The organism is Pseudomonas sp. N-1-13 (genome assembly GCF_057787095.1).
The window spans coordinates 2,380,449-2,404,600 of record NZ_JBYNRI010000001.1 but is presented as its reverse complement, the minus strand read 5'-3'; the positions used below and the strand labels follow the sequence as shown (position 1 = coordinate 2,404,600).

The window sequence follows — 24,152 nt, the reverse complement described above, 5'->3', positions numbered from 1 at the left end:
CGCTGTCGACTGAACCACCGCTATCGCGAGCAAGCTCGCTCCCACAGGGGGACCTGTGTGCTCGCAGGTTTTGTGTTCGCGGCAGCTCTTTGGTTTGCCAGACAACCGATCCACGCCAATCAGACTCAAGATCAGCAACAACGGCAGCAGCAGGGCTTTGAGAATCCGCACGGTCTGTCCGCTCCTGATGAATGACGATGACTGGCATCCTAAAACCCCGGCGTCGACAGCGGGTTACTACCTTGGTACTGGCCCGGCGGTACTTTCTGCATATTTCCCCCTGGACACAGGCTTCCTATGCTGACGCTACCCGCAATGGAGGTGTTATGCGCCGGCTCGTCAGTTACGCCTTGATCCCTTTGCTCGCAGCGGCCAGCACCGGGTTGCCGGTCGCCGCCCAGGCTGGCGACGGCGCGCCGCTGCAAGTGCGCATCGGCTACCTGGGTTACCGCCCCGACCCGGGCCCGCTGCTGTCCAACGTCATTGAAGAGCCCGCCGATGCCGGGCTGCGCGGGGCGCAGTTGGCGATTGTCGACAGCAACAGCACCGGGCGTTTTCTCAAGCACGATTACCAGCTGCAAAGCGCCAGCGTCGACAGCCCCGAAGCCTTGCTCCAGGCCGCCCAAGCGCAGCATGACCAAGGCCTGCGGTTGTTTGTGGTCAACGCACCATCCGCCAGCCTGCGCCAACTCAGTGCCGCCCTGCCCGACAGCCTGCTGTTCAATGCCGGCAGCGCCGACGACAGCCTGCGTACCACCGATTGCCTGGGCAACGTGCTCCACAGCCTACCCGACCGGGCGATGCTCGCCGATGCCTTGGTGCAGTTCAGCGTCGTACGCAAATGGCAGCGGGCATTACTGATCGTCGGCCAGACGGCCGAGGACCAGGCCTATGCTGCTGCGCTACGACGAGCCATGAAGCGTTTCGGCATGAAGGTCGTCGCGCAAAAAGACTGGCAGTTCGACAACGACCAGCGCCGCAGCGCCCAGGCCGACATGCCTTTGTTCACCCAGACCGCCGAATACGACGTGGTGCTGGTGGCCGACGAGCGCGGCGACTTCGGCGAATACGTGCCCTACCAGACCTGGTACCCGCGTCCGGTGGCCGGCACGCAAGGCCTGACCCCCACCGCCTGGCACAAGACCGTGGAAACCTACGGCGCGGCACAGCTGCAAAAACGCTTCGAAGCCCTGGCCGGGCGCTGGATGAATGATCGTGATTTCGCCGCCTGGATCGCCGTGCGCAGCATCGCCAGTGCCGTGAGCAAACTGCGCCAGGACGATCCATTGGCCATCCGCCAACTGGCGCTGAGCGAGCAATTGCCGCTGGACGGTTTCAAGGGGCGCAAGCTCAGTTACCGGCCGTGGAACGGGCAACTGCGCCAGCCGATTCCCCTGGTTCAGCCGCGGGCGCTGGTGAGCACCTCGCCCCAGGACGGTTTTCTGCACCCTACCAACGAAATGGACAGCCTGGGCTACGACCGGCCCGAAGTGAGCTGCCGCTACCCCTGATCCCTTCAAGAACAACAATAAGGAAACCGCCATGCGCCGCCCCCTGCTTGACCCGACCCGGTTCCAACCTGCCCTGCTTTGCCAGACCCTCACCCTGGCGGCGGCGTTGTTGGTCGCCGGCCCCGCCGCCGCCAGCATCGCCTGGGTTTCCAATGAGAAAGACAACAGCCTGAGCCTGATCGACATGCAGAGCCTGGAGGTCATCGAGACCCTGCCGGTGGGCCAACGCCCCCGAGGCCTGTTGCTGTCCCACGACAACCGCCTGCTGTACATCTGCGCCAGCGATTCGGACCGGGTCCAGGTGATGGACGTCGCCACCCGCAAGATCATCAAGGAATTGCCCTCCGGCAAGGACCCGGAACAGTTCGCCTTGCACCCCAATGACCGCTGGCTCTACGTGTCCAACGAAGACGATGCCCTGGTGACCGTGATCGACACCCAGACTTCCGAGGTGCTGGGACAGATCGGCGTCGGCGTCGAGCCCGAAGGCATGGCCGTCAGCCCCGATGGCAAATGGGCGGTCAACACCAGTGAAACCACCAACATGCTGCACTGGATCGACACCAGCACCCAGACCTTGGCCGACAACACACTGGTGGATCAGCGGCCGCGTTTCGTCGAGTTCAGTCGCGACGGTTCGCAGCTCTGGGCCTCGGCGGAAATCGGCGGCACGCTGACGATTCTCGATGTCGCCAGTCGCCAGGTGCTCAAGACCCTGACGTTCCAGATCAAGGGCGTTCACCCCGACAAGGTACAACCGGTGGGCATCAAGCTCAGCGCCGACGGCAAACTCGCCTTCGTCGCCCTGGGCCCGGCCAATCACGTCGCCGTCATCGATGCCAAGACCTTCGAAGTGCTGGATTACCTGCTGGTGGGGCGGCGCGTCTGGCAACTGGCATTCACTCCCGATCAACGCCAACTGCTGGCAACCAATGGCGTCAGCGGTGATGTGTCGGTGATCGACGTGCAGAGCCGCAAAGTGCTCAAGTCGGTGAAGGTTGGGCGCTATCCCTGGGGCGTAGTGGTGACGCCATGAACGCCTTGGAAGTCAGCGACCTGAGCTTCGCCTACGGCGCGCGCGAAGCCCTCAGGCAGGTGAGTTTCAACCTCGCAGCCGGGCGCTTCGCCGCGTTGCTGGGCCCCAATGGCGCCGGCAAATCGACGCTGATTGCCTTGCTCACGCGCCTGTATGACGTGCAGCGTGGTGAGGTCCGCGTCGGCGGCCATTCGTTGCAGACCTCGCCGCTGCCGGCCTTGCGCCAGTTGGGTGTGGTGTTCCAACAGAGCACCCTGGACCTGGACCTGAGTGTCGAGCAGAACCTGCGTTACCACATTGCGCTGCATGGCCTGTCGCGGCGCCAGGGCAGTGTGCGCATCGACGCGGAACTGGCCCGCCAGCAGTTGACCGAGCGGCGCCACGAACGGGTGCGCGCCCTGAATGGCGGCCATCGTCGCCGGGTGGAAATCGCCCGGGCGCTGCTGCATGAACCGCGCCTGTTACTGCTCGATGAACCCAGCGTTGGCCTTGACCCGGCCAGCCGGCTGGCCCTGAACCAACACGTTCGCCAGTTGTGCCACGAGGGCATCAGCGTGCTGTGGACCACGCACCTGCTGGACGAAGTACAGCCCAGCGACGATCTGCTGATCCTGCATCAAGGCCGCCTCGTCGCCAGCGCACGCGCCGACGCCGTCAGTCAGGCACATGGCGGCACCCTCGGTTCGGCCTTCACCCACCTGACCGCAGCGGGAGTTCACCCATGAACGCGTATTGGCAATGCTTCAGCGGCATCGTGGTGCGTGAATGGCTGCGTTTCGTGCTACAACGCACGCGCTTTCTCAGTGCCCTGGTGCGGCCGCTGCTGTGGCTGCTGGTGTTCGCCGCCGGCTTTCGTGCGGCACTGGGCATCGCCATCATTGCCCCCTATGACACCTACATCCCTTATGAGGTGTACATCGTGCCTGGCCTTGCCTGCATGATCCTGTTGTTCAATGGCATGCAGGGTTCGCTGTCGATGGTCTATGACCGGGAAATGGGCAGCATGCGCGTGCTGCTCACCAGCCCTCTGCCGCGGGCCTTCCTGCTGGCGAGCAAGTTGCTGGCAACCTCGTTGATCTCGTTGTTGCAGGTCTACGCATTTCTCGCCATTGCCTGGCTGTACGGCATCCAGCCACCGGCCATGGGCCTGCTGCTGGCGTTTCCGGCGCTGCTGCTGGTGGCCCTGATGCTCAGCGCCCTGGGCTTGCTGCTGTCCAATGCCATCCGGCAACTGGAGAACTTTGCCGGGGTGATGAATTTCGTGATCTTCCCGATGTTCTTCCTGTCCTCGGCGCTGTATCCGTTGTGGAAAATGCTGGAGGCCAGCCCTTGGCTGTACTGGCTGTGCGCGGTGAGTCCGTTCACCCATGGGGTGGAGCTGGTGCGTTATGCGTTGTATGAACGGTTCAATCTGCTGGCGATGGTGGTGTGCGCGGGCTTGACCCTGGTGTTCGCATTACTGGCGGTGTGGACCTTCAATCCGCAGCATGCGGCGTTGCGCAAAGCAGGCTGATTGCACGACGAATATCCCTTGTGGGAGCGAGCCTGCTCGCGATAGCGGTGCGTCAGTCACGTCTCTGCCAACTGAACCACCGCTATCGCGAGCAGGCTCGCTCCCACAGGGGATAGAGCATGACCTAGGTTTCACACTTGTCTTTGAGCCCGAAATTACTACTTTAGTACCGGTTTTCCTGTCTATGGTCGCATTCACAAGACCTCGACCCTGGCATGTAATGGGCGCATAACAAAAAGGATAAATTCCCATGCCCCGTTTGCTGGTGATCGTCTTGCTGGGCCTGTGGCTGAATGTCGCCCAGGCTGACACTGCGCTGTTCTCCGCGCAGGGCTATCGCATTGCCCAGTACCGCAGCCCGACGCCCGCCACCGTCGATGGCGCAAAGACACTCGATACCCAGGCACTGCAACAACTGATGGGGCAAACGCCATCTGCGATCCTGATCGACGTCTATCGCCGCCCCTGGCTCCAGGGACGCTTCATCGACAACGAGCCCCACGCCAACCTCCCCGGCAGCCTGTGGCTGGCCAATACCGGCGACGGCGAACTCGACCCGACCTGGCAGGATTACTTCAACCATCACCTGGGAAAAGCCACGGGCGGGCGAGCGGATCAACCGCTGGTCTTTTATTGCCGATCTGATTGCTGGTTGAGCTGGAACGCGGTAAAACGCGCCGCCGCCATGGGCTATAAACAGTTGTATTGGTACCGCGACGGCCTCGACGCTTGGGAGGCGGCCCGCCTGCCCTTGCAAGCGGCCCGGCCCGAACCCTTTCCCTGATTTCAATGAGTGCGTGCCCCCGCTCCACCCACACGACAATAACGAGGTGAATGGCCATGTATAAGATCCTGATAGCCGACGATCACCCACTGTTTCGCGAAGCCATCCACAACGTCATCAGCGACGGTTTTCCTGGCAGCGAGGTGATGGAAACCGCCGATCTGGACAGCGCCCTGGCGTTGACCCGCGAGCACGACGACCTCGACCTGATCCTGCTGGACCTGAACATGCCCGGCATGCACGGCCTCAATGGCCTGATCAACCTGCGCAACGAGGCGCCGACCATCCCCGTGGTGATCGTCTCCGCCGAACAGGACAAACAGGTGGTGCTGCAAGCCATTACCTACGGCGCGGTGGGGTTCATCACCAAGTCCTCGCCGCGCTCGCAGATGACCGACGCCATCGAGCAGATTCTCAACGGCAACGTGTACCTGCCACCGGACATCATCCGCACGCAGAAAAGCCCGATGGGCCGCCGCCTGAACGAAACCCCGGCCTTTGCGCCCGAGCTGCTCCAGGCCCTGACCCGTAAACAATTGCTGGTGCTGGAACGCATGACCAAGGGCGAGTCGAACAAACAGATCGCCTACACGCTGGAGATCGCCGAAACCACGGTCAAGGCTCACGTTTCGGCCATCCTGCGCAAGCTCAATGTGCACAATCGGGTGCAGGCGATTCTCAGTGCCGGGGATATTGATTTCGGGGCTTATCTGCGCCGTTGAACCGCTGACACACATCCCTGTGGCGAGGGGATTTATCCCCGCTGGGGCGCGAAGCGGCCCTAAAACCTAAGAACTCGGTCTGCCTGGCAGATCCAGGGGGGCTGCTTCACAGCCCAGCAGGGATAAATCCCCTCGCCACAACAGCGTTCGGCTCAATGACTCTTGGGCCCACTCAACAAATGACTCATCGCAATCTTCAGTTTCATCGGCCGCACCGGCTTGTGCATCAGGGTGTGGCCGCGTTCGCGGATCTGCTGCTTGAGTTCGTTGCTGTAGTTGGCGGTGATCATCATGGCCGGGATCGCCGAGGCCCGGCGGGCGTTGATCCGGGCCACGGCGTCGACGCCGTTCTGCTCGTTGTCCAGGTGATAGTCGGCAATCAGCAGGTCGGCCTCGGCATGGTAGTTGTCCACCTGACGCGCCAGGTCCTGCTCCGACAGCGCAGTCACCACCCGACACCCCCAACCTTCGAGCAGCGTACGCATGCCGGCGCAGATGGCCGCGTCGTTATCCAGCACCCAGACCCGGGCCCCGCGCAAGCGCTCAAGCATCGGTTCGCTCATCTCCAGGCTCGGCAACGGCTTGGGCGCGGTGGCGCTCAGGGGCACGTCGATGGAGAACACCGAGCCCTTGCCCGGCCATGAACGCACCTGGATCCGGTGCCCGAGGATCCCGGCGATTTTCTCGACGATCGCCAGCCCCAGGCCCAACCCTCGATCCTGATCCGGGCGCTGCACATCGCCGCGCTTGAACTCCTGGAAGATCTCTTCAAGACGGTTTTCGGCAATGCCGATGCCGCTGTCCCAGACCTGGATGGACAAGCGCTGACGGTGCCGGCGACAGCCCAGCACCACCCGCCCGCTGGGGGTATAGCGAATGGCATTGCTCAGCAGATTGCGCAGGATCCGCGCCAGCAACTGCATGTCGCTGCGCACCAGGGCCGAACACGGCACAAAGTGCAGTTCCAGCCCCTCACTGCGCGCCACCTGGACGTATTCGGCGGCCAGGTTGTCGAGCAACTCGCTGAGGGCGAACGGCGCGATATCGGCCTTGATCACCCCGGCATCGAGCTTGGAAATGTCCACCAGCGTGCCCAACAGGTTTTCCACGTCCTGCAGCGAGTGGCTGACGTTGCGCACCAGTTGCGCGTTCGCTACCGGCTCACGGCGCTCGAGCAAAGCGCTGGTGAACAGCCGCGCGGCGTTGAGCGGTTGCAGCAGGTCATGGCTGACCGCCGCGAGGAATTTGGTTTTCGACAGGTTGGCCTGCTCGGCCTCGCGCTTGGCCTCGCGCAAGCGCAGCTCCACCCGGCTGCGCTCGTCGATTTCGCGCAATAGCTGGTCATTGAGGGAGGTCAGTTCGGCGGTGCGTTCCTGGACGCGCTGTTCCAGGTTCTGGTAGGCCTGGTGCAGCGCCTCGGCGGTGCGACGCCGCTCGGTGATGTCGCGGATCAGCACGAAGATTCCCACCACTTCACCATTGGCCAGCCGATTGGGCACGTAGGAACGCAGCATATAGCGTTCCTGGTTGTTGATATTGGTCTCGGCAAACTCGAACGTCACACTCTCACCGGCCAAGGCCCGGGCCACGTAGGCCTCCAGGCGCTGGTAATGCTGTTCGCTGTGGGCCTCGCGCAGGCTCTGGCCGAGCATCACGCCACGGGGCCAGCAATACCATTGCTCGTAGACTTTGTTGGTAAATTCGTAGACCAAGTCGGCATTGAGGTAGGCGATCAGCGCCGGCACATGGTCGGTGATCAGGCGGATCCAGCGTTCGCTTTCACTCAGGGCCTCGGCGTGCTGGTAGCGCTCGGTGATGTCGGTGAAGGTGTTGACGTAGCCGCCGGTGGGTAGCGGATGGGTGCGAATCTCCAGGACCCGGCCATCCGACAGGCGCTGCTCGCTTTCGTGGATGAGCCGGCCATTGCTGTCGCGACTGGCCGGGGTCAGCAGTTGCAGTTCACTGTCGGCGATCACCTCGGAAAACGGCCGATGGGCCGCCACTGGCGCCAGACCGCTGAGTTCCAGGAAGCGACGGTTCCACAACTCCAGCACACCCTGGGCATTGACCATGGCCACACCCTGGGAAAGGTTGTCCACGGCCCGTTGCAACAAGTGCGATTTCTGCGCGATGGCCTGTTCGCGACGCACGGTTTCACTGAGTTTGACGTCGGTGATGTCGGTAAACAGAATCACTCGACCGCCTTCCTGGGTTGGTCGTTCGCTGACTTGCAGCCAGCGCCCGTTCTGCAAGCGGTAAAGCACATGCTCGTCGGCCTGGCCACGCGGCTCTTCGCTGAACAACCCGTTGGCGGTCATCAGTCGCTTGACCTCGGAAATGCGCATCCCGGCGATGATACGCACGCGGCTGTGGGCCCAGAATGCCTTGAAGCGGCTGTTGAACAGGACGATGCGCTGTTGTTCGTCGAACAGCACAAATGCATCGGAAATGCTCTCAATGGCATCGATCAGGTGCCGGTGGGCGGTTTCCGCGCGCAGCCGCGCTTCGCCCAGCAGGTGATTGCCGGCCTTGAGCTCGGCCATGGCCTGGTTCAGGGCATCGGTGCGCTCGCGAACCTGCTCGGCCAGCACCACTGAATGCTGGAATGCCGCATACGGGTCGTTGCCCCGGGTCACGCCGGACTCCACCCGTTCGATCAGTGCGTCGTTGATCCGCCGCAGTTTGCGGTTTTCGTGCTGCAGGCTGGCGATCTGCGCCTGCAGGTCAGCGATGGCCGGGGACGCGATGGCGGGCAATGGCAACTCCGGTGAAGGTCTGGTTGATGTGCATGCCATTGAACTGCTCTCCGTAGGTGTTGAAGCCCATCACGCGATGGTCGCGCAGGAACTGGCCGATCTGCTCCAGGCCACCGCGATCTTCCAGTTCCATGCGCCTGAGAAAACAGTCACAGCCGATGGTCAGCAGCAAGTCACCCAGGCGCCCCTGCAAGCCGCTGAACAGTTCTTGCAGGTTGTGCAGCAAAGGGCCCGGGGTCATCGCCGTGAGCACGATGCCGTTCTCCACCGCACAGTAAAAACTCAGGCTCAGGTCTGGGTGCACCTGCTGGATCGCCCGCACGTAATACTGGTCGTTGATGCGCACCGCCAGCGGATGGGCGGCGAAGACCCGGTAGTTCAACGCGTTCACCGGCACACCGATGTGCCGGGCATATTCCTCGGCGGCGGGCTCGGCATTGAGCTCGTAGACACGCCGCGAGGTGCTGTCGGCCCCGGTCACGACCAACTTCTCCTCCCGAGGCAGGATGTGATGGGTGGTGAACACCTCGAAATCCAGCCAGGTGTTGATCAGCACCACCACTGCCGCGCCGCTGTGGAACTGACCTTCGTAGTACACGTGGGTGTGAGTCAGGTAGTTGTCGTCGCCGGCCGAACCGCCGAAATGCGGAATGTCCCCCAGCGCCGCGCTCAACGCCGCCAGCACCATCTCCTCGCGACTGGACAACCCATCGAGCAAGGTCAGGGCAAAGCTGTGGCCCTTGATCGGCGCCAGCGCATTGCTGCGGCAACCGCTGGCCAGTCGTTCGACCATTTGCTGGGCGTCGATCAGGCTGAAGTGCTCCATTTCCCCGATCAGCTCGGCAGCGATGGAAAAATGCCGATGATCGAAACCCACCGCTGTGACGCAGTTGCGGCCATAGCCTTGACTGGTGATTTCTCCGGCGCTGGTGCAGCCCACCAGGCGAATCCCGCCGAAGCTCTGGGAGAGTGCCTGGCCAAGAGCCGGCAAGTCGTATTCGGCGGAGCAGAAAAACAGCACGAAACCCAAGTGCGGGTGCAGCAACTGCCGCGCCAGCTCCTGGGCAACCTGCTGGACGTTCGTTGCCTGGGACATGGCGCTTATCACACCTTCGCTCTGGGCCTTTAGCATCTTCGCCTCCGACGGGTGCGTGACAGGAACCTTGAGTGTACGAAGCGGCGCCCGACTCACGAATGCTACTTGGGTAGCGGGTAGACGCTTCCATGGGAGGAGAACAGTGGCGGCCCCTGCCGCGATGCGCACGGCAGGGACCACCACAAAAAACCCCGGGCTTCGGCTGGAATGCTCCTGTGGTGAGGGGATTTATCCCCTCACCACAGGGTTGTGCATTGCCCCGATGGATCCTCTTTACCAGGTCAACACCGCCCCCACCGCAAAGGTGTCGGTGTCTTCGTTCTGGGCGCTGGTGTCATGGCCGTTGATTTCGAACTGGTTGTATTCGGCCACGAGCTTGAGGTTGTCGTTGACGTCATGGAACAGCGCTATGCCACGGGTTTCATAGTCGGCGCCGCTGCCCACCACGCCATTGCCGTCGTCCTCGGTCTTGCCGTAGGACAGCGCCAGGCGGTTCTTGCCCAGTTTGTAGGAGCCCTGCAACAGGTAGCCGGTACTGTCGACATTGCGCAACGTCGCTTCGCCGGCGTTGTTGGTGAAGAACGGGTTGATACCCTTGGCCTGGAACCCGGAACCGGTGAGCGACAGACCGCCCATCTTCGCCTGTACGCCATAGCCCAGACCTTTGGAGGTCACTGAATCGACCGTGGTGTCGGTGTTGTCCGAGGTCTGGTAGCTGCCGTTGAGCCAGCTGTAGATCTTCGCCCCACCCAGGTCGAACTGGTAGGTCACCTCACTTTCAGTACGCGGATTTTCCTGGTAGGCCTTGCCGGTGGCACTGCTGTCGTTGGTGTCCACCGGGTCCATGATGCCCACCGCCACCCGCAGCCCATCCATCACCGGCGTGCGGTAAGTGATCTGCGAAGTCGGGAACGGATACGGGTAGCCGCTGCCGATGTTGCCGAACGACACCCCGCCGCCGTCCACCAACCCGAGGGTGTCGCTGACCTGCCCGTAACCGGCCAGTAACTCGTCCAGCAGAATGTTGGAACGGGCGAACAGACCGAAGTCCTTGCCGACCAGCACTTCACCCCACTGCGGATTGGCGACGGTGCCGTAGAACTGCCGCACGTCGATGGCGGTGTCGGTGCCGTTGGTTTCGCTGTCGTTGATGGTCACCCAGAACGAGGCACGGGCGCCAAGCTTGAGGTCATCGACCTGCTTGCCCATGTTGAAACCCAGGTAGTTGGGCAAGAAGCCCATCTTGACCCGCGCCTGCCGACGGTCGAACTGCTCCCCTGCCCGGTCAACATCGCTGTTGACGTAAAAGGCGTTGATATAGCCGTCGGTGGAAAAGGTGGTCTGGTCCTTGTCGTACAGCATGATTTCAGCCTGGGCCCACGACGTCAGGCCAAGGCTCGAAAGGCCGGCGATGACCGCAGGCAAAAAACGGTGGCGAGTATTTTTATTGTTGTGCATGGCGCGCTCCGCAACATGAGACGGGATGTCGGAGGCGATTATCGAAAGGCGACAGGCCGCGTCATACGCTGCCTTGGAGGCAATTGGCGGATGCTTTGGAGGCGCCGGCCCGGCGCGGCAGTTTGGGTGTAAGACTGCGATGTGACGGAGGGGCAATACTTAGGGCCTACCCCTGAAACTAAGGTGGGAGCGAGCCTGCTCGCGATGGCGGTGTGTCAGCCACCCTAAATGCTGCTGACCCAACGCCATCGCGAGCAGGCTCGCTCCCACAGGATCCTTGACTCAGAACCTCGGTTTGACGGTTTTCCAGTCCGGCTTGTAGCGCTGCATCTGCCGCACATCGTCGCGCTGGCGGATGCCGCAACTGAGGAACTGCTCATGCAGCTTGCCCAGTTGATCGCGGTCCAGCTCCAGTCCAAGCCCCGGCGCACGGGTGATTTTCACGCAACCATCGACAATCGGCAGCTTGCCGCCCTTGATCACCTCTTCATCCGGTTCCTGCCACGGGTAATGGGTGTCACAGGCGTAATCCAGGTTCGGTACCGAAGCCGCGACGTGGGCCATGGCCATCAGGCTGATGCCCAGGTGGGAGTTCGAATGCATCGACACGCCCAGGCCAAAGGTGTCGCACATTTTCGCCAGCGCCTGGGTGTCTCGCAGCCCGCCCCAGTAATGATGGTCGGCCAAGACGATCTGCACACTGTTCAGCGCCACGCTGCGACGGAACTCGTCGAAATCGGTGACCACCATATTGGTCGCCAGCGGCAGGCCCGTGCGCCTGTGCAGTTCGGCCATGCCTTCGAGCCCTGGTGTGGGGTCTTCGTAATATTGCAGGTCATCGCCCAGCAGCTCGGCCATGCGAATGGAAGTTTCCAGCGACCAGTTGCCATTGGGATCGATGCGCAGCGGGTAGCCGGGAAACGCCTGCTTCAACGCCTTGATGCAGGAAACCTCGTGTTCCGGCTCCAGGGTGCCAGCCTTGAGCTTGATACTCTTGAAGCCGTAGTCCTGGATCATGCGCCGGGCCTGGGCGACGATCTGCTGTTCGTTGAGCGCCTCGCCCCAGCTGTCCGGCGGATACGGCGAATCGACGTGCTCGGCGTACTTGAAAAACAGATAGGCGCTGAACGGGATCTCATCCCGAATCGCCCCGCCCAGCAGATCCACCAGCGGCACGTTCAGGTAATGGGCTTGCAGGTCCAGGCAGGCCACTTCAAACGCTGAGTAAGCATTGCTCACCGCCTTGCTCGCATGGGAACCCGGCGCCAGCTCCGCACCGGCAGCGCTGGCGGGCCGGTGGGCGGCCACGGTGGCCTGGACGATGGCCCGCAACTGGTTGAGGTTGAACGGGTCCAGCCCGATCAACTGGCTTTGCAGTTGCTGCTGGATCGCCAGGGCCGGCGCATCGCCGTAACTCTCGCCCAGGCCGATGTAACCGTTGTCGCTCTCGATCTCGATGATCGAACGCAACGCGTAGGGCTCATGAATGCCGCTGGCGTTGAGCAACGGCGGATCGCGAAAGGCGATGGGTGTGACGGTGACGCGGGTGATCTTCATGCAGCGGCTCCGATCATTGTTTTTGTAGAGGACGGGTCGATGATGGACGGAGGGTATTGTTCCCGTCTAATCTAACTTGGCACTTGATTGATACCTGGATTGAATCAATGTTTGAACTGGCCCAGCTACGCTGCTTCACCACGGTGGCGACCGAACTCAACTTCCGTCGCGCCGCCGAACGTCTGAACATGACCCAGCCTCCGCTGAGTCGGCAGATCCAGTTGCTGGAACATCACCTGGGTGTCGAACTGTTCACCCGCAGCACTCGCAGCGTGGCGCTCACCGCCGCCGGACGGGCGTTTTTCATCGAAGCGCAGAACCTGCTGGAGCAGGCGCAACAAGCCGCCGTGGCCGCCAAGCGGTTTGCCCAGGGCGACATCGGCTCAGTCACCATCAGCTTCGTCGGCAGCGCGGTGTATGAGTTTCTACCCAAAGTCATCGCCGAAGCCCGCTTGAAGCAACCCCAGGTAAAAATCGTTCTGTCGGAGATGAACACCTACCAGCAACACGAGGCCCTGCGCGCTCGCCGCATCGACCTGGGGATCGTCCGCTCGCCACTGCTGGAAACCGGCTACGCCACCGAGTGCCTGGTGCGCGAACCGTTCGTCCTGGCCGTGCCTGTGGGGCATCCGCTGGCCAGTGCCGATTCGGTGGGCGTCGAAGATCTCGACGGTGAACCCTTCCTGATGTACTCCCACTCCGCCTACCCACCTTTCAACGAACTGCTCACAGGCATGCTGCGCTCGGCCCGCGTTGCACCGCAGTTCGTGCAATGGCTGGGGTCGTCGCTGACGATCCTGGCGCTGGTTAACGCCGGCATGGGTCTGGCACTGGTGCCCCGGTGTGCCACCAGCGTGGTGTTCAGGCAGGTGGTGTTTCGTGAGATCGATCTGGGTGAAGGGGTACAAAGCGAGTTGCACCTGATATGGCGCCAGGACAATGACAACCCGGCGTTTGCCATGTTGCTGGAGGGCATTCGCGGGGCCGTTCGCGAGGGTCTCTGAATCTGAAGCCCACCGATGTCGCCCTCCGCAGTGACCAAACTTGACGACCTATTCCCGTCACCCCAAACAAGTTGTACGATGACAGACGAGATCAGCCGAAAACGCTAATCCGCTCCGATACCTACAAAAATAAGGAAATACCCATGAAAAAAGCCACATTGGTCATCAGCTTTCTGTGCCTGTTCAGCGGCTACGTCGCGGCTGCCTCTTCATCGGCCGAGCAGGAAGTGGCCCAGGCCGTCGACCATCTGACCCAAGCCATGCTGCACAAAGACATCCCACAACTCCAGGCACTGGCCGCCGAAAACCTGACCTACGGGCACTCCAGCGGGAAGATTCAGGACAAGAAAGCCTTCATTGCCGACATCGAAACCGGCAAGAGCGCGTTCAAGACCCTGGAGATGAAGGATCAGAAAATCACCCTGTCAGGCGATGTGGCCCTGGTGCGTCACCACTTCTCCGCGCAAGCGCTCAAAGGCACCGAAGTGGTTCCGACGGAAATCGAGAACTTTCAGATCTGGCAGAAGCAGAAGAATGGCAAGTGGCTGCTGATTGGGCGGCAGGCGTTTCGGTTCTGAGCTAAAAATCTCCGTGGGCGCCGTTAGTTAACGTGAAGCGGCAGGGATTCAATGTGGCGAGCGGATTTATCCCCTCGCCACAGGTCACCGTTACTTCAATCCGCCGCCCACTGCTCCCGGTACTGCAGCAGGAAATCGACAAAGGCGCGCACCCGCTGCGGCACGTACCGACCGTGGGGATACAGCAAGGTGAACGGACGTGAGCGCCCCGCGAAAGGCGCAAGTACCTCCACCAATTGCCCGTTGGCCAGCTCCTGCTCCACGATGAATTTGTAGGTCTGGAACAAGCCGGCGCCATGTTTGGCCAGCGTCACGCCGCCGAGCACATCGTCCGAACAGCAATACCCTCCTTCGCCGAACACCTCCTTTTCCTTGCCGTCGACATTGAACAACCAGGAAATCCGCCGTCCGCTGCTGGGCAATTCGAACTGGATGCACTCATGGTCGTCCAGATCTTCAAGGACCTGCGGCGTGCCGGCCTTGCGCAAGTAATCCGGGGACGCGACCACCACCAATTTCGCGTCTTCCAGCAGTCGGGCGATCATCGATGAGTCGGGTTGTGCTCGCACCCGGATGGCGAGGTCATAACCTTCGGCAACGAAGTCGATGTTTCGGTTGCTCAGGTGCAGGTCCACCGTCACTTGCGGGTATAGCGCCCGAAAGGCCGGCAGCAAGGGCAGGATGCGGTGATGACCGTAGGTGGTGGGCAGGCTGATGCGCAGTTGCCCGGACGGCACCGATTGCGCGCCCATCATTTCCTGTTGCGCCTCCACCAGTTGCGTCAGCGCTTGCCGGCATTGCTCGAAATAGGTCTTGCCGGCTTCCGTCAGCCGAATGCTGCGTGTGGTGCGCACGAAAAGACGCGAACCCAGGCGCTCCTCCAGACGGAAAATCGAGCGACTCACCGCCGCCGGAGTCACACCGGCAAGCTGGGCCGCCGCGGTGAAACTCCCTGCCTCCGCCGCCAGGCAGAACAGTTCTATGCTGCCCAACTGCAAGTCTTCGAAATGACGCTTCATGATTCGTTACACCGCGTATCAACTGAAGTTTCCAGACACCTGTTTATCAGCCGCAGGCGTATAAATATAGTGGCCCCCGTGGCGCGGGAACCTCCTGCGCTCATTTCTCATCAGCAGGAGTGCATCATGCCTTTCGTCAATGTGCGTATAACCCGCGACGGCGTCACTCGCGAACAGAAAGCCCAGGTCATTTCCGAGATCACCGAAACCCTGCAACGGGTGCTGGGCAAGGACCCGCACTTGACCCACATCGTGATCGAGGAAGTCGACACCGATAACTGGGGTTACGCGGGTATGACGACGACGCAATACCGAAGCTTGCCCAAAGAGTGACGGTTCTACCTTCCCCAGCCCGGTCCAACTGACCGGGCTTTTTTATGCCTGCCAACGAATATCCCTGTGGGAGCGAGCCTGCTCGCGATGACGGTGGACCGGTTACATTGATGTTGGCTGGGATACCGTCATCGCGAGCAGGCTCGCTCCCACATTGAATTAATTACATGACGTATCAACTCAAGTACCAGCCCCCGTATTTATCAAACCCAAGCGCATCAATACCCTGATCTCAACCACCGCCAACATCGGCGCAACGGTTTCAATTCAATTGATCAGGAGTTCAATCATGAGCCTCAACAAAACCGTCATCATCACCGGCGCCTCCAGTGGCATCGGCCTGGGTCTGGTCCAGGCGTTCCTGGATCGGGGCTATAACGTGGTGGGCAATGCCCGCTCTCAGTCCGGCCTGGACAGCGCCGCGCAACAGCTCGCCCACCCGGCGAACTTCATTGGCGTGGCCGGTGATATCGCTGACCCGGCGACTTCAACCCGTCTCATCAACAAAGCCATCGAAACCTTCGGGGCCGTGGACGGGCTGGTGAACAACGCCGGCTTCTTCCTGCCAAAACCTTTCATCGAATACAGCCCCCAGGACCTGGAAGCGCTGCTGGACACCAACCTCAAGGGTCTGGTCTACGCCAGCCAGGCGGCTGCCGCACACATGATCGGTCGTCAGCAGGGTTTCATCATCAACATCTCCGCCGCCGTGGCCCTGCAACCGAACATCCAAGTGCCGGCGGCGCTGCCGGTGTTGATCAAAGGCGGAGTCAACCAGATGACCCGTGCCCTGGCGCTGGAGCTTTCGCCCCACAACATCAAGGTCAACGCGGTCGCCCCCGGCATCATCGACACGCCCATGCATGACCCGGCGCACCGCGACTTCCTCAACAACCTGGCCCCGGCCGGTCGCGTCGGCACCATCGAGGAAATTGCCGAGGCCGTGTTGTACCTGGCGCGCGCTGATTTCACGACCGGCGCGATACTGCCGGTAGACGGCGGGATGAGCACGGGCAAGTGGTAATACAGGCAAGTGGTAAAAAGAAAACCCCGCAGGCACAACCTCCGGGGTTTTCATGACGCCTGGAGTTCAGAGCGTATAGGAGATGCCGGCCTGCACGGTTCGCGGTGCGCCTGGGTAGGCATAGACGTTACCGAAAGCGCCTTCTTCGTAGTCGGCGTCGAACAGGTTCTTCAGGTCCAGGTTGAGGCGGATCCGCTCGTTGACCTTGTAGTAGCCGAGCAGGTCCACCACCGTGTAGCTGTCCATGGAGAACGCAGTCGCCGCCGTCTGGCCGGCCCGTTCATCCACATACTTGGCGCCTAGTCCCAGGCCCAGCCCTTTGAGGCCGCCATCCTGGAACTCATAGACGTTCAACAGGCTGAAGGTGTTTTTGGGCACGTTGAGCAAGCGGGTGCCGGACGGGATATTGATGTCCTTGGTCACTTCGGCATCCACATACGCGTAACCACCAATCACGCGCCACTCCGGCGTCAAATTGCCCGCCACGTTCAGGTCAAAACCACGGCTGCGCACTTCGCCAGCGGCCACGCTGAAGGTGGAATCCACTGGGTCAGTGGTGAGCACGTTACGTTTTTCGATCTGGTACACCGCCGCATCGACACTCAACTGACGATCCAAGGCTTCCCACTTGATCCCCATCTCATAAGACTTGCCCTCTTCCGGCTTGAACCCGCCGCCTTCGCGACTGGCACCGTTGTTGGGTTTGAACGAGCGCGCGGTATTGGCATAGACAGCCAAGGTGTCGGTCAAATCGTAGATCACACCCAGGCGCGGGGTGACCGCGCTGTCGGTGACGTCCCAGTTCCGACTACCAGGCGGGGTCTGAGGGACGAAACTCTCGTACTGATGCTCGAACCGCTCAAAACGTGCCCCGGCCAACAGCTTCAAGCGCTCAGTCAGCGCCACCTGATCCTGCACGAATACGCCAAACGTCTTGAGGTTTTCCTGATCATCGGTGGGCGTGCGTGTCAGCGCCGGGCGTGGCTGGCCATACACCGGATCGAAGATATCGATCGGATAAGCACTGCTCCCTGCGGCGGAACGTTTGATGATGGACTGGTAGTCGTAGTCTTCATACTCGATGCCGGTCAACAGCGTGTGCTCGAACCCGCCAGTGGAAAAATGCCCGGTGAGGTTGAGTTGGGTGTCCCGGTCAGTCCACTCCAGTTTGCGATAGTTGAAATTGCGCCCCAGGGTACGCCCATCGGCGGCGATACCGTTGCCTTCCACCGCGTTGCCCTGCAGGGTGCCGTCCAGCCATTGGGTACCGCCGGCCAAGGTCCAGTCGTCGTTGAGCATGTGCTCGAAACGCACCTGCAGCATGTTGTTGTCGTTGTGCAACTTGCCGGCGTCTTTTTCGCCGAAGAACGTATCGCGCGAGGCGGTGCCGCGCTGACCGGCGTAATGGGTCAGGCCACGGTCCAGCGGCGCATTGTTGCGCATGAAGTCGCCTTCGAAGGTCAGGCGCGTGGTGTCGTTGACCTGCCAGGTCACCACCGGCGCAATGCCGTAGCGTTCGGTCTCGACGTGGTCGCGGAACGTATCGCCACCCTCGCCGATCACGTTCAGGCGATACGCCAGGCGTCCTTCTTCGTCCAGCGGGCCTGAGGCATCCAGGGTCCCGCGACGCATGCCCTGGTCGCTGACCTGGCTGCCCAGGGTCACAGTGCGTTCGGCCAATGGCTGCTTGGACACCACGTTGAAGGTGCCGCCTGGATCGCCGCGACCGTACAACATCGTCGCCGGGCCGCGCAGCACTTCCAGGCGCTCGATGGTGTTGGCATCTGGCATGTTCGGGTAACCGCGGTTGATCGGGAAACCGTTGCGGTAGAACTCGCCCGTGGTAAAGCCGCGGACCGTGAACGTGGTCAGGCCCTGGCCACCGAAGTTGTTCGCCCTGCCGACCCCGCCGGCGTAATCGAGCGCGTCTTGCAGCCGGGTGGCGCTGAGGTCTTCCACCACGTCGCGCGAAACCACGGAAATCGACTGTGGGGTTTCATGAATCGCGGTGTCGGTACGTGTCGCGCTGGCCGAACGGGTCGCGTGGTATCCCTTGACGGGCCCCTGCGCGGACTCGATATCCGAAAGACCCACGATGTCCGTGGCTTGCAGTTCCACCGGTGCGGAGGTTGCGGCCATGGGCTCGTCTGCCCACGTGGATACGGAATAAGCCTGGAGCACACACAGTGAAACGAGAATCCGACGCATCGATGCACAATCCTAACGAAAATACGTCAGCCCCCCAGAGGCCGACAAGAATGTGTCGCGAAAGATACAGCAACTCATTCTTGTTTGACACAAATTCCCATTCACAACCCAGCAAAATACCCCTTCCTGGCACGTGCCAACTGCACAACGCGACTGCTGGCAAAGTCGTATACCATATCCCCAACCAAGCCAAACGACCGCCGCCGTGACCTTATCCAAGTTCAATCTGCCTGATCTGGGCAACACCCCTTCCACTTCGGAAATCATCACCCGTCATCTGCGCGAAGCCATCGTGGCCGGGCATTTTGCCGAGGACGAGCCCATTCGCCAGGACGACATCGCCCGGCAGTTCAACGTCAGCAAGATTCCCGTGCGCGAAGCCCTCAAGCGCCTGGAAGCCGAGGGGCTGGTGATGTTCCAGCGCAATCGCGGGGCGATGGTCACGCGCATTTCCGAGGCGGAGCTGGCGCAGATGTTCGAGGTGCGGATGCTGCTGGAAGACAAAGTGCTGCGTCTGGCGATTCCCAACATGACCGAAGAGACCTTCGTCCGCGCCGAGAGCATCTGCCGTGAGTTCATCGGTGAAGACGACGTGGGTCGTTGGGCTGAACTGAACTGGCAATTGCATGCCTGTCTCTACGAGCCGGCGCAACGCCCCTTTCTGGTGGGTTTGATCCGCTCGGTGCACGACAAGCTGGAGCGCTACCTGCGCATGCAGATGAGCCTTTCGGCCGGCAAGGAACGCGCCGACCACGAACACCGGGAAATTCTTGCGGCCTGCCGCGCCGGTGATGTGGAGCGGGCGGTGAAGTTACTGGACGAACACATCGCCGGCGTTTGCAAGACGCTGTTCGAGTTCCTGCCTTCGAGCCATTGATGCGCCGCTGCTGTGCCGATTTCGTCATGAGTGACAGATAAATCCATCAAGCCGTCACCCCCCAGCGCGGGCCACGCTTGCCGTCACTCATCTGAACGGACGTGGCCCCCCATGAAACGCATCACCGTGATCGATTCCCATACCGGCGGCGAACCGACCCGCCTGGTCACCGACGGTTTTCCCGACCTGGGCCAAGGCAGCATGGCCGAGCGCCGCCAGCGTCTAGCGACACAGCATGACGCCTGGCGCACCGCCTGCGTGCTGGAACCACGGGGCAGCGATGTGCTGGTGGGGGCGCTGCTCTGTGAGCCGCAGGACCCGAGCGCCTGTGCCGGGGTGATCTTCTTCAACAACAGCGGCTACCTGGGCATGTGCGGCCACGGCACCATCGGCCTGGTGACGTCACTGGCACACCTGGGCAAGATCGGCCCTGGCGTGCACACCGTCGAAACCCCGGTGGGCACGGTGCAAGCGACCTTGCATGAGGACCGTTCGGTCAGCGTACGCAATGTGCCGGCCTACCGTTACCGCAAGGCCCTGAGCCTGGAGGTGCCCGGTATCGGCCCGGTGGTGGGCGATGTGGCCTGGGGCGGCAACTGGTTTTTCCTGATCGCTGACCATGGCCAGCGCGTGGCGGGCGACAACCTCGACGCGTTGACCGCCTATACCTACGCCGTGCAGCAGGCCTTGGAACAGCAAGGTCTGCGGGGTGAGGACGGGGGCCTGATCGATCACATCGAACTGTTCGCCGATGACCCGCACGCCGACAGCCGCAACTTCGTGCTCTGCCCCGGCAAGGCGTATGACCGCTCCCCATGCGGCACCGGCACCAGCGCCAAACTGGCGTGCCTGGCCGCTGACGGAAAACTGCAACCCGGGCAGATCTGGCGCCAGGCCAGTGTCATTGGCAGTGAATTCGAAGGCTCCTATGAGTTCGACGGCGAGCGCATCGTGCCGACCATTCGCGGCCGCGCCTACATCAGCGCCGAAACCACGCTGGTCATTGAGCCGGATGATCCGTTCGCCTGGGGCATCGTCCCGTGAACGCCGGCCACGTCGCCGATGTGATCATCATCGGTGCCGGCATCATCGGCGCCGCCTGCGCCCGAACGTTGGCCCGGCGAGGCTTGAAGGTCCTGGTACTCGATGCCGGTTGGCACGGCGCCACAGCCGCCGGCATGGGCCACTTGCTGGTGCTGGACGACAACCCGGCGGAACTGGCCCTCAGTCAGTATTCCCTGCAGCGCTGGCGCCAGTTGGCCCCGGCCCTGCCCGACGCCTGCGCGTGGCGCAACAACGGCACCCTGTGGCTGGCGGCCAATGCCGAGGAAATGGCCGTTGCCCATAGCAAGTACCTGAACCTGCTGGCTCATGGCGAAGACTGCGAGCTGATCGGGCGTGCGGCCCTGCAGCAGCGTGAGCCGCAACTGCGCGAAGGCCTGGAGGGCGGCCTGCTGATCAAGGGCGACGGGATCCTGTACGCCCCGGCTGCCGCGCGCTGGATGCTGGACGAGGCCAATATTGCTCAGCAACGCGCCCAGGTCATTGAAGTGGACGGCCATCGAGTGCGTCTTGAGGACGGTCGCTGGTTGAACGCAGAAGCGGTGATTCTCGCCAATGGCATCCAGGCCACCGAGCTGTGCCCGGAGTTGCCGATCGAAGCCAAGAAGGGCCATTTGTTGATCACCGATCGTTACCCCGCCACCGTCTGCCACACCCTGGTGGAGCTGGGATATGTCACCAGCGCTCACAACGCCAGCGGTCCATCGGTGGCGTGCAATATCCAGCCGCGTCCGACCGGGCAGCTGTTCATCGGTGCCTCGCGACAGTTCGGCACCGTCGACCCGCAGGTGGAAGGCTGGATGCTGGCAAAGATGCTCAAGCGTGCTGTCGACTACATGCCAGGCCTGGCACACCTCAACGGCATCCGCGCCTGGACCGGTTTTCGCGCCGCCAGTCCCGACGGCCTGCCGCTGGTGGGGCAACATCCGCAACGCCCGGGCCTGTGGCTGGCGGTGGGTCACGAAGGCCTGGGCGTGACGACGGCACCCGCAACGGCCGATCTGTTGGCCGCGCAACTGTTCAACGAAACCTCACCGCTGGCGGCACAACCGTACCTGCCACAGCGTTTTCTGGGAGAACCGGCCCATGCCTGATCTGTTTCTCGATGGTCGCCCGCTCACGGTCGTCAGCGGCACCAGCGTCGCCGCCGCCCTTGCCCTGGGAGCCGACGGTTGCAGCCGCACTTCGGTCAGCGGCCAGCGCCGCGCGCCTCTGTGCGGCATGGGCATTTGCCAGGAATGCCGGGTGATGATCGATGGCCATCGACGCCTGGCCTGCCAGACGCTATGCCGCGATGGCATGCAGGTGCAAACACGACCATGAACGAAACCACCGACCTGCTGATCATCGGCGCCGGCCCCGCCGGCATGGCCGCCGCCCTGGCCGCGGCAAGCAGCGGCATGCGCATTGTGCTGCTGGACGATAATCCATTGCCGGGCGGGCAGATCTGGCGCGACGGCCCCCAGGCTCACCTCCCCGCCGAGGCCCGACGTCTGCGCAACTCATTACAGGCCTGCGCCAATGTGCGCTGCCACGCCGGCACCCGAGTCATCGCCTGCGCCGCCGATAAAACCCTGCTGGTGGAAGATGCCGAACGCGGCTGGCAGATCACCTACCAGCGCTTGATCCTGTGCACCGGCGCGCGCGAACTGCTGCTGCCCTTCCCCGGCTGGACGCTGCCGGGGGTGACCGCCGTCGGTGGTTTACAAGCATTGATCAAGAGTGGCCTGCCAGTGCGCGGTGAACGGCTGGTGATCGCCGGCAGCGGCCCATTGCTGCTGGCCAGCGCCGCCACCGCCAAGCATCAAGGGGCGCAGGTACTGCGGATCGCCGAGCAGGCCAATCATCGCGCCGTCGCCGGTTTCGCCGCGCAGTTGCCGCGCTGGCCGGGCAAGTTTTTGCAGTCGTTCAGCCTTTTCGATCCACACTACCGCACCAGCACGCATGTGCTGGAGGCCCTGGGTCGCGAGCGGCTTGAGGGCGTGCGCTTGCTGCAACAGGGCAAGACACTTGAACTGGCCTGCGACCGTCTTGCCTGTGGGTTCGGGCTCATTCCCAATACTCAGCTCGGCCAGGCCCTGGGCTGTGGTCTTGAAGGCCAGGCGCTGGCCGTTGACGCCTGGCAAGCGACTACCCGCCACGACCATTACGCCGCCGGTGAATGCACCGGTTTCGGTGGCAGCGAACTGGCGCTTGTGGAAGGCGCCATCGCCGGCCACAGCGCCGTCGGCAATAGTGTCGCCGCGCAACGCTTGTGGCCTCGCCGGGCACGCTGGCAAGGTTTCGCCCAGGCGTTGAACAAAGCCTTCGCCCTTAACGCGCGACTCAAGACCCTCGCTCGGGACGACACGCTGGTGTGCCGCTGCGAAGACGTGCCGTATGGCGAGCTGGTCGACCACCAGGACTGGCGCGCAGCGAAACTGGCGAGCCGGTGCGGCATGGGGGCCTGCCAGGGGCGGGTCTGCGGCGCCGCGCTGGAACATCTGTTCGGCTGGCCCTCACCCACGCCGCGCCCGCCCTTCAGCCCGGCGCGGATCGAGACTTTGCTGCACCTGGAAGAAACCCCGCCCACTTGAGCCCGTGCAAGCCCAACCTGTGGGAGCGAGCCTGCTCGCGATAGCGGAGTGTCAGTCAACATCAATGCTGCTGAACCGGCGCTATCGCGAGCAGGCTCGCTCCCACAGTTGCTTCGGGTCATTCATAAAGAACTGTGCGAACCAGCGTGCGATTGCGAGGTGACAGGTCCCGTATTTTCGATCGACACTGCGCTACCGCGAGCACGCTCGCTCCCATCAGAAGGCGATGCTGGACCATGTACCCCACGCTCACTTCCTTCGCCCCCTGCGATTTACCGACCCTGCTCAACAGCCTGCAACCCATCGCGCCGTTGCTCGACACCCTGTCGGACGTGGTGTTTTTCATCAAGGACAGGCAAGCCCGCTATGCCTTCGTCAACCAGACCCTGGCCCGGCGTTGCGGCTTCAAACAAAGCGCTGACCTGCTGGGCCTCACTGCCGAGCAGGTTTTTCCCGAGCGTTTCGGCCCGCTGTACACCGAGCAGGACCGACGGGTGCTGGCCAGCGGCCGGGAACTGGCCGACCAGCTCGAACTGCACCTGTACTACGGCAACCAGCCGGTGTGGTGCCTGACCCATAAACTCGCCCTGCATGCGCCCAACGGCCAGATCGTCGGCCTGGCCGGGATTTCCCGGGACTTGCAACTGCCCCAGTCGAGTCACCCTGCGTTCCACAAACTGGCGGCGGTGGATGCCCATATCAAACAGCACTTCGCCCACCCCATCAGCCTTGCCGACCTGACCGCTATCGCCGGGTTGTCGGTGGCGCAGTTGGAGCGCCACTGCAAGCGCATCTTCCAGCTCACGCCCCGGCAGATGATTCACAAGGCGCGGCTGGAAGAAGCCTCGCGGTTGTTACTGGACCACGACCTGCCCATCACCGAAATCGCCCTGCGCTGCGGCTACACCGATCACAGCGCGTTCAGCCGGCAGTTCCGCGCCTTGACCAGCCTTTCACCCAGTCAGTATCGCGAAAATCAGCGCTGACCTGTGTTCCCTGGTGGGGCATGGGGACTGCGATTGCTCCTATCTGTAACAC

At 62.3% G+C, this 24,152-nt stretch carries 22 protein-coding genes; 16 read left to right on the top strand and 6 right to left on the bottom strand.

What is annotated here, in order from left to right:
- Positions 1–326: 326 nt before the first annotated feature.
- From AC3I65_RS10950 to AC3I65_RS10925, 6 genes are all read left to right on the top strand, one after another.
- Positions 327–1,511 carry an ABC transporter substrate-binding protein gene (locus tag AC3I65_RS10950; RefSeq protein WP_448693728.1) on the top strand — a complete coding sequence of 395 codons (1,185 nt, stop codon included), beginning with the start codon at positions 327–329 and terminating at the stop codon, positions 1,509–1,511.
- A 31-nt stretch (positions 1,512–1,542) separates the two neighbouring features.
- Positions 1,543–2,547 (top strand): YVTN family beta-propeller repeat protein, encoded by a 1,005-nt coding sequence (locus tag AC3I65_RS10945; protein WP_047228996.1) that lies wholly within the window; start codon positions 1,543–1,545, stop codon positions 2,545–2,547.
- Positions 2,544–3,272 (top strand): ABC transporter ATP-binding protein, encoded by a 729-nt coding sequence (locus AC3I65_RS10940; protein ID WP_488523716.1) that lies wholly within the window; start codon positions 2,544–2,546, stop codon positions 3,270–3,272. The genes AC3I65_RS10945 and AC3I65_RS10940 overlap by 4 nt, the downstream gene beginning before the upstream one ends.
- The gene (locus AC3I65_RS10935; protein WP_076385171.1) at positions 3,269–4,060 is read left to right on the top strand and encodes an ABC transporter permease; all 792 of its coding nucleotides are present in this window, start codon (positions 3,269–3,271) and stop codon (positions 4,058–4,060) included. Before AC3I65_RS10940 ends, AC3I65_RS10935 begins: the two co-directional genes overlap by 4 nt.
- A gap of 250 nt (positions 4,061–4,310) precedes the next feature.
- The gene (locus AC3I65_RS10930; protein ID WP_076385173.1) at positions 4,311–4,844 is read left to right on the top strand and encodes a PQQ-dependent catabolism-associated CXXCW motif protein; all 534 of its coding nucleotides are present in this window, start codon (positions 4,311–4,313) and stop codon (positions 4,842–4,844) included.
- Between the two features lie 56 nt (positions 4,845–4,900).
- Positions 4,901–5,566: a response regulator transcription factor gene (locus tag AC3I65_RS10925; RefSeq protein ID WP_047229013.1), complete on the top strand. Its 666-nt coding sequence runs from the start codon at positions 4,901–4,903 to the stop codon at positions 5,564–5,566.
- A 152-nt stretch (positions 5,567–5,718) separates the two neighbouring features.
- On the opposite strand, the gene nahK is transcribed toward AC3I65_RS10925, so the two are convergent.
- The 4 genes from nahK to AC3I65_RS10905 all read right to left on the bottom strand — a co-directional run bounded on the left by nahK (position 5,719) and on the right by AC3I65_RS10905 (position 12,433).
- Positions 5,719–8,361, bottom strand: coding sequence for a hybrid sensor histidine kinase/response regulator NahK/ErcS' (gene nahK / locus AC3I65_RS10920; protein ID WP_488523715.1), 2,643 nt, complete (start codon positions 8,359–8,361; stop codon positions 5,719–5,721).
- A complete protein-coding gene (gene nosP / locus AC3I65_RS10915; RefSeq protein ID WP_047228991.1) occupies positions 8,291–9,454 on the bottom strand; it encodes a nitric oxide-sensing protein NosP in 1,164 nt (387 codons plus the stop codon). The genes nahK and nosP overlap by 71 nt, the downstream gene beginning before the upstream one ends.
- A gap of 237 nt (positions 9,455–9,691) precedes the next feature.
- Positions 9,692–10,876: a porin gene (locus AC3I65_RS10910; protein WP_076385177.1), complete on the bottom strand. Its 1,185-nt coding sequence runs from the start codon at positions 10,874–10,876 to the stop codon at positions 9,692–9,694.
- A 282-nt stretch (positions 10,877–11,158) separates the two neighbouring features.
- Positions 11,159–12,433 (bottom strand): glucarate dehydratase family protein, encoded by a 1,275-nt coding sequence (locus AC3I65_RS10905; RefSeq protein ID WP_488523714.1) that lies wholly within the window; start codon positions 12,431–12,433, stop codon positions 11,159–11,161.
- Between the two features lie 107 nt (positions 12,434–12,540).
- Between AC3I65_RS10905 and AC3I65_RS10900 the strand changes: the two genes are divergently transcribed.
- Positions 12,541–13,437 (top strand): LysR family transcriptional regulator, encoded by an 897-nt coding sequence (locus tag AC3I65_RS10900; RefSeq protein ID WP_188251616.1) that lies wholly within the window; start codon positions 12,541–12,543, stop codon positions 13,435–13,437.
- 143 nt (positions 13,438–13,580) lie between these two features.
- Positions 13,581–14,015 (top strand): nuclear transport factor 2 family protein, encoded by a 435-nt coding sequence (locus tag AC3I65_RS10895; protein ID WP_047228987.1) that lies wholly within the window; start codon positions 13,581–13,583, stop codon positions 14,013–14,015.
- Between the two features lie 95 nt (positions 14,016–14,110).
- On the opposite strand, the gene AC3I65_RS10890 is transcribed toward AC3I65_RS10895, so the two are convergent.
- On the bottom strand, positions 14,111–15,034 hold the full coding sequence (locus AC3I65_RS10890) for a LysR family transcriptional regulator (RefSeq protein ID WP_107321696.1): 924 nt from the start codon (positions 15,032–15,034) through the stop codon (positions 14,111–14,113).
- A 126-nt stretch (positions 15,035–15,160) separates the two neighbouring features.
- On the opposite strand from AC3I65_RS10890, the gene AC3I65_RS10885 reads away from it, so the two are divergent.
- Together AC3I65_RS10885 and AC3I65_RS10880 are read left to right on the top strand one after the other, a co-directional pair.
- The gene (locus AC3I65_RS10885) at positions 15,161–15,367 is read left to right on the top strand and encodes a tautomerase family protein (RefSeq protein ID WP_003202537.1); all 207 of its coding nucleotides are present in this window, start codon (positions 15,161–15,163) and stop codon (positions 15,365–15,367) included.
- Between the two features lie 289 nt (positions 15,368–15,656).
- A complete protein-coding gene (locus AC3I65_RS10880) occupies positions 15,657–16,391 on the top strand; it encodes an SDR family NAD(P)-dependent oxidoreductase (RefSeq protein ID WP_281459300.1) in 735 nt (244 codons plus the stop codon).
- A gap of 66 nt (positions 16,392–16,457) precedes the next feature.
- Here the strand turns inward: AC3I65_RS10880 and AC3I65_RS10875 are convergent, their stop codons facing one another.
- Positions 16,458–18,599, bottom strand: coding sequence for a TonB-dependent siderophore receptor (locus AC3I65_RS10875; protein ID WP_305468266.1), 2,142 nt, complete (start codon positions 18,597–18,599; stop codon positions 16,458–16,460).
- Positions 18,600–18,804: 205 nt separating this feature from the next.
- On the opposite strand from AC3I65_RS10875, the gene AC3I65_RS10870 reads away from it, so the two are divergent.
- The 6 genes from AC3I65_RS10870 to AC3I65_RS10845 all read left to right on the top strand — a co-directional run bounded on the left by AC3I65_RS10870 (position 18,805) and on the right by AC3I65_RS10845 (position 24,100).
- Positions 18,805–19,476, top strand: coding sequence for a GntR family transcriptional regulator (locus tag AC3I65_RS10870; RefSeq protein WP_047228982.1), 672 nt, complete (start codon positions 18,805–18,807; stop codon positions 19,474–19,476).
- A gap of 111 nt (positions 19,477–19,587) precedes the next feature.
- On the top strand, positions 19,588–20,520 hold the full coding sequence (locus tag AC3I65_RS10865; protein WP_047228981.1) for a 4-hydroxyproline epimerase: 933 nt from the start codon (positions 19,588–19,590) through the stop codon (positions 20,518–20,520).
- Entirely contained in the window at positions 20,517–21,632 is a 1,116-nt protein-coding gene (locus AC3I65_RS10860) for an NAD(P)/FAD-dependent oxidoreductase (RefSeq protein WP_139050464.1), read from the top strand. The genes AC3I65_RS10865 and AC3I65_RS10860 overlap by 4 nt, the downstream gene beginning before the upstream one ends.
- Positions 21,625–21,861 carry a 2Fe-2S iron-sulfur cluster-binding protein gene (locus AC3I65_RS10855; RefSeq protein ID WP_047228979.1) on the top strand — a complete coding sequence of 79 codons (237 nt, stop codon included), beginning with the start codon at positions 21,625–21,627 and terminating at the stop codon, positions 21,859–21,861. The genes AC3I65_RS10860 and AC3I65_RS10855 overlap by 8 nt, the downstream gene beginning before the upstream one ends.
- Complete coding sequence (locus tag AC3I65_RS10850; RefSeq protein WP_488523713.1) at positions 21,858–23,114, top strand: FAD-dependent oxidoreductase; 1,257 nt, start codon at positions 21,858–21,860, stop codon at positions 23,112–23,114. The genes AC3I65_RS10855 and AC3I65_RS10850 overlap by 4 nt, the downstream gene beginning before the upstream one ends.
- A gap of 236 nt (positions 23,115–23,350) precedes the next feature.
- Positions 23,351–24,100: an AraC family transcriptional regulator gene (locus AC3I65_RS10845; RefSeq protein ID WP_076385191.1), complete on the top strand. Its 750-nt coding sequence runs from the start codon at positions 23,351–23,353 to the stop codon at positions 24,098–24,100.
- The last annotated feature ends 52 nt before the right edge of the window (positions 24,101–24,152 follow it).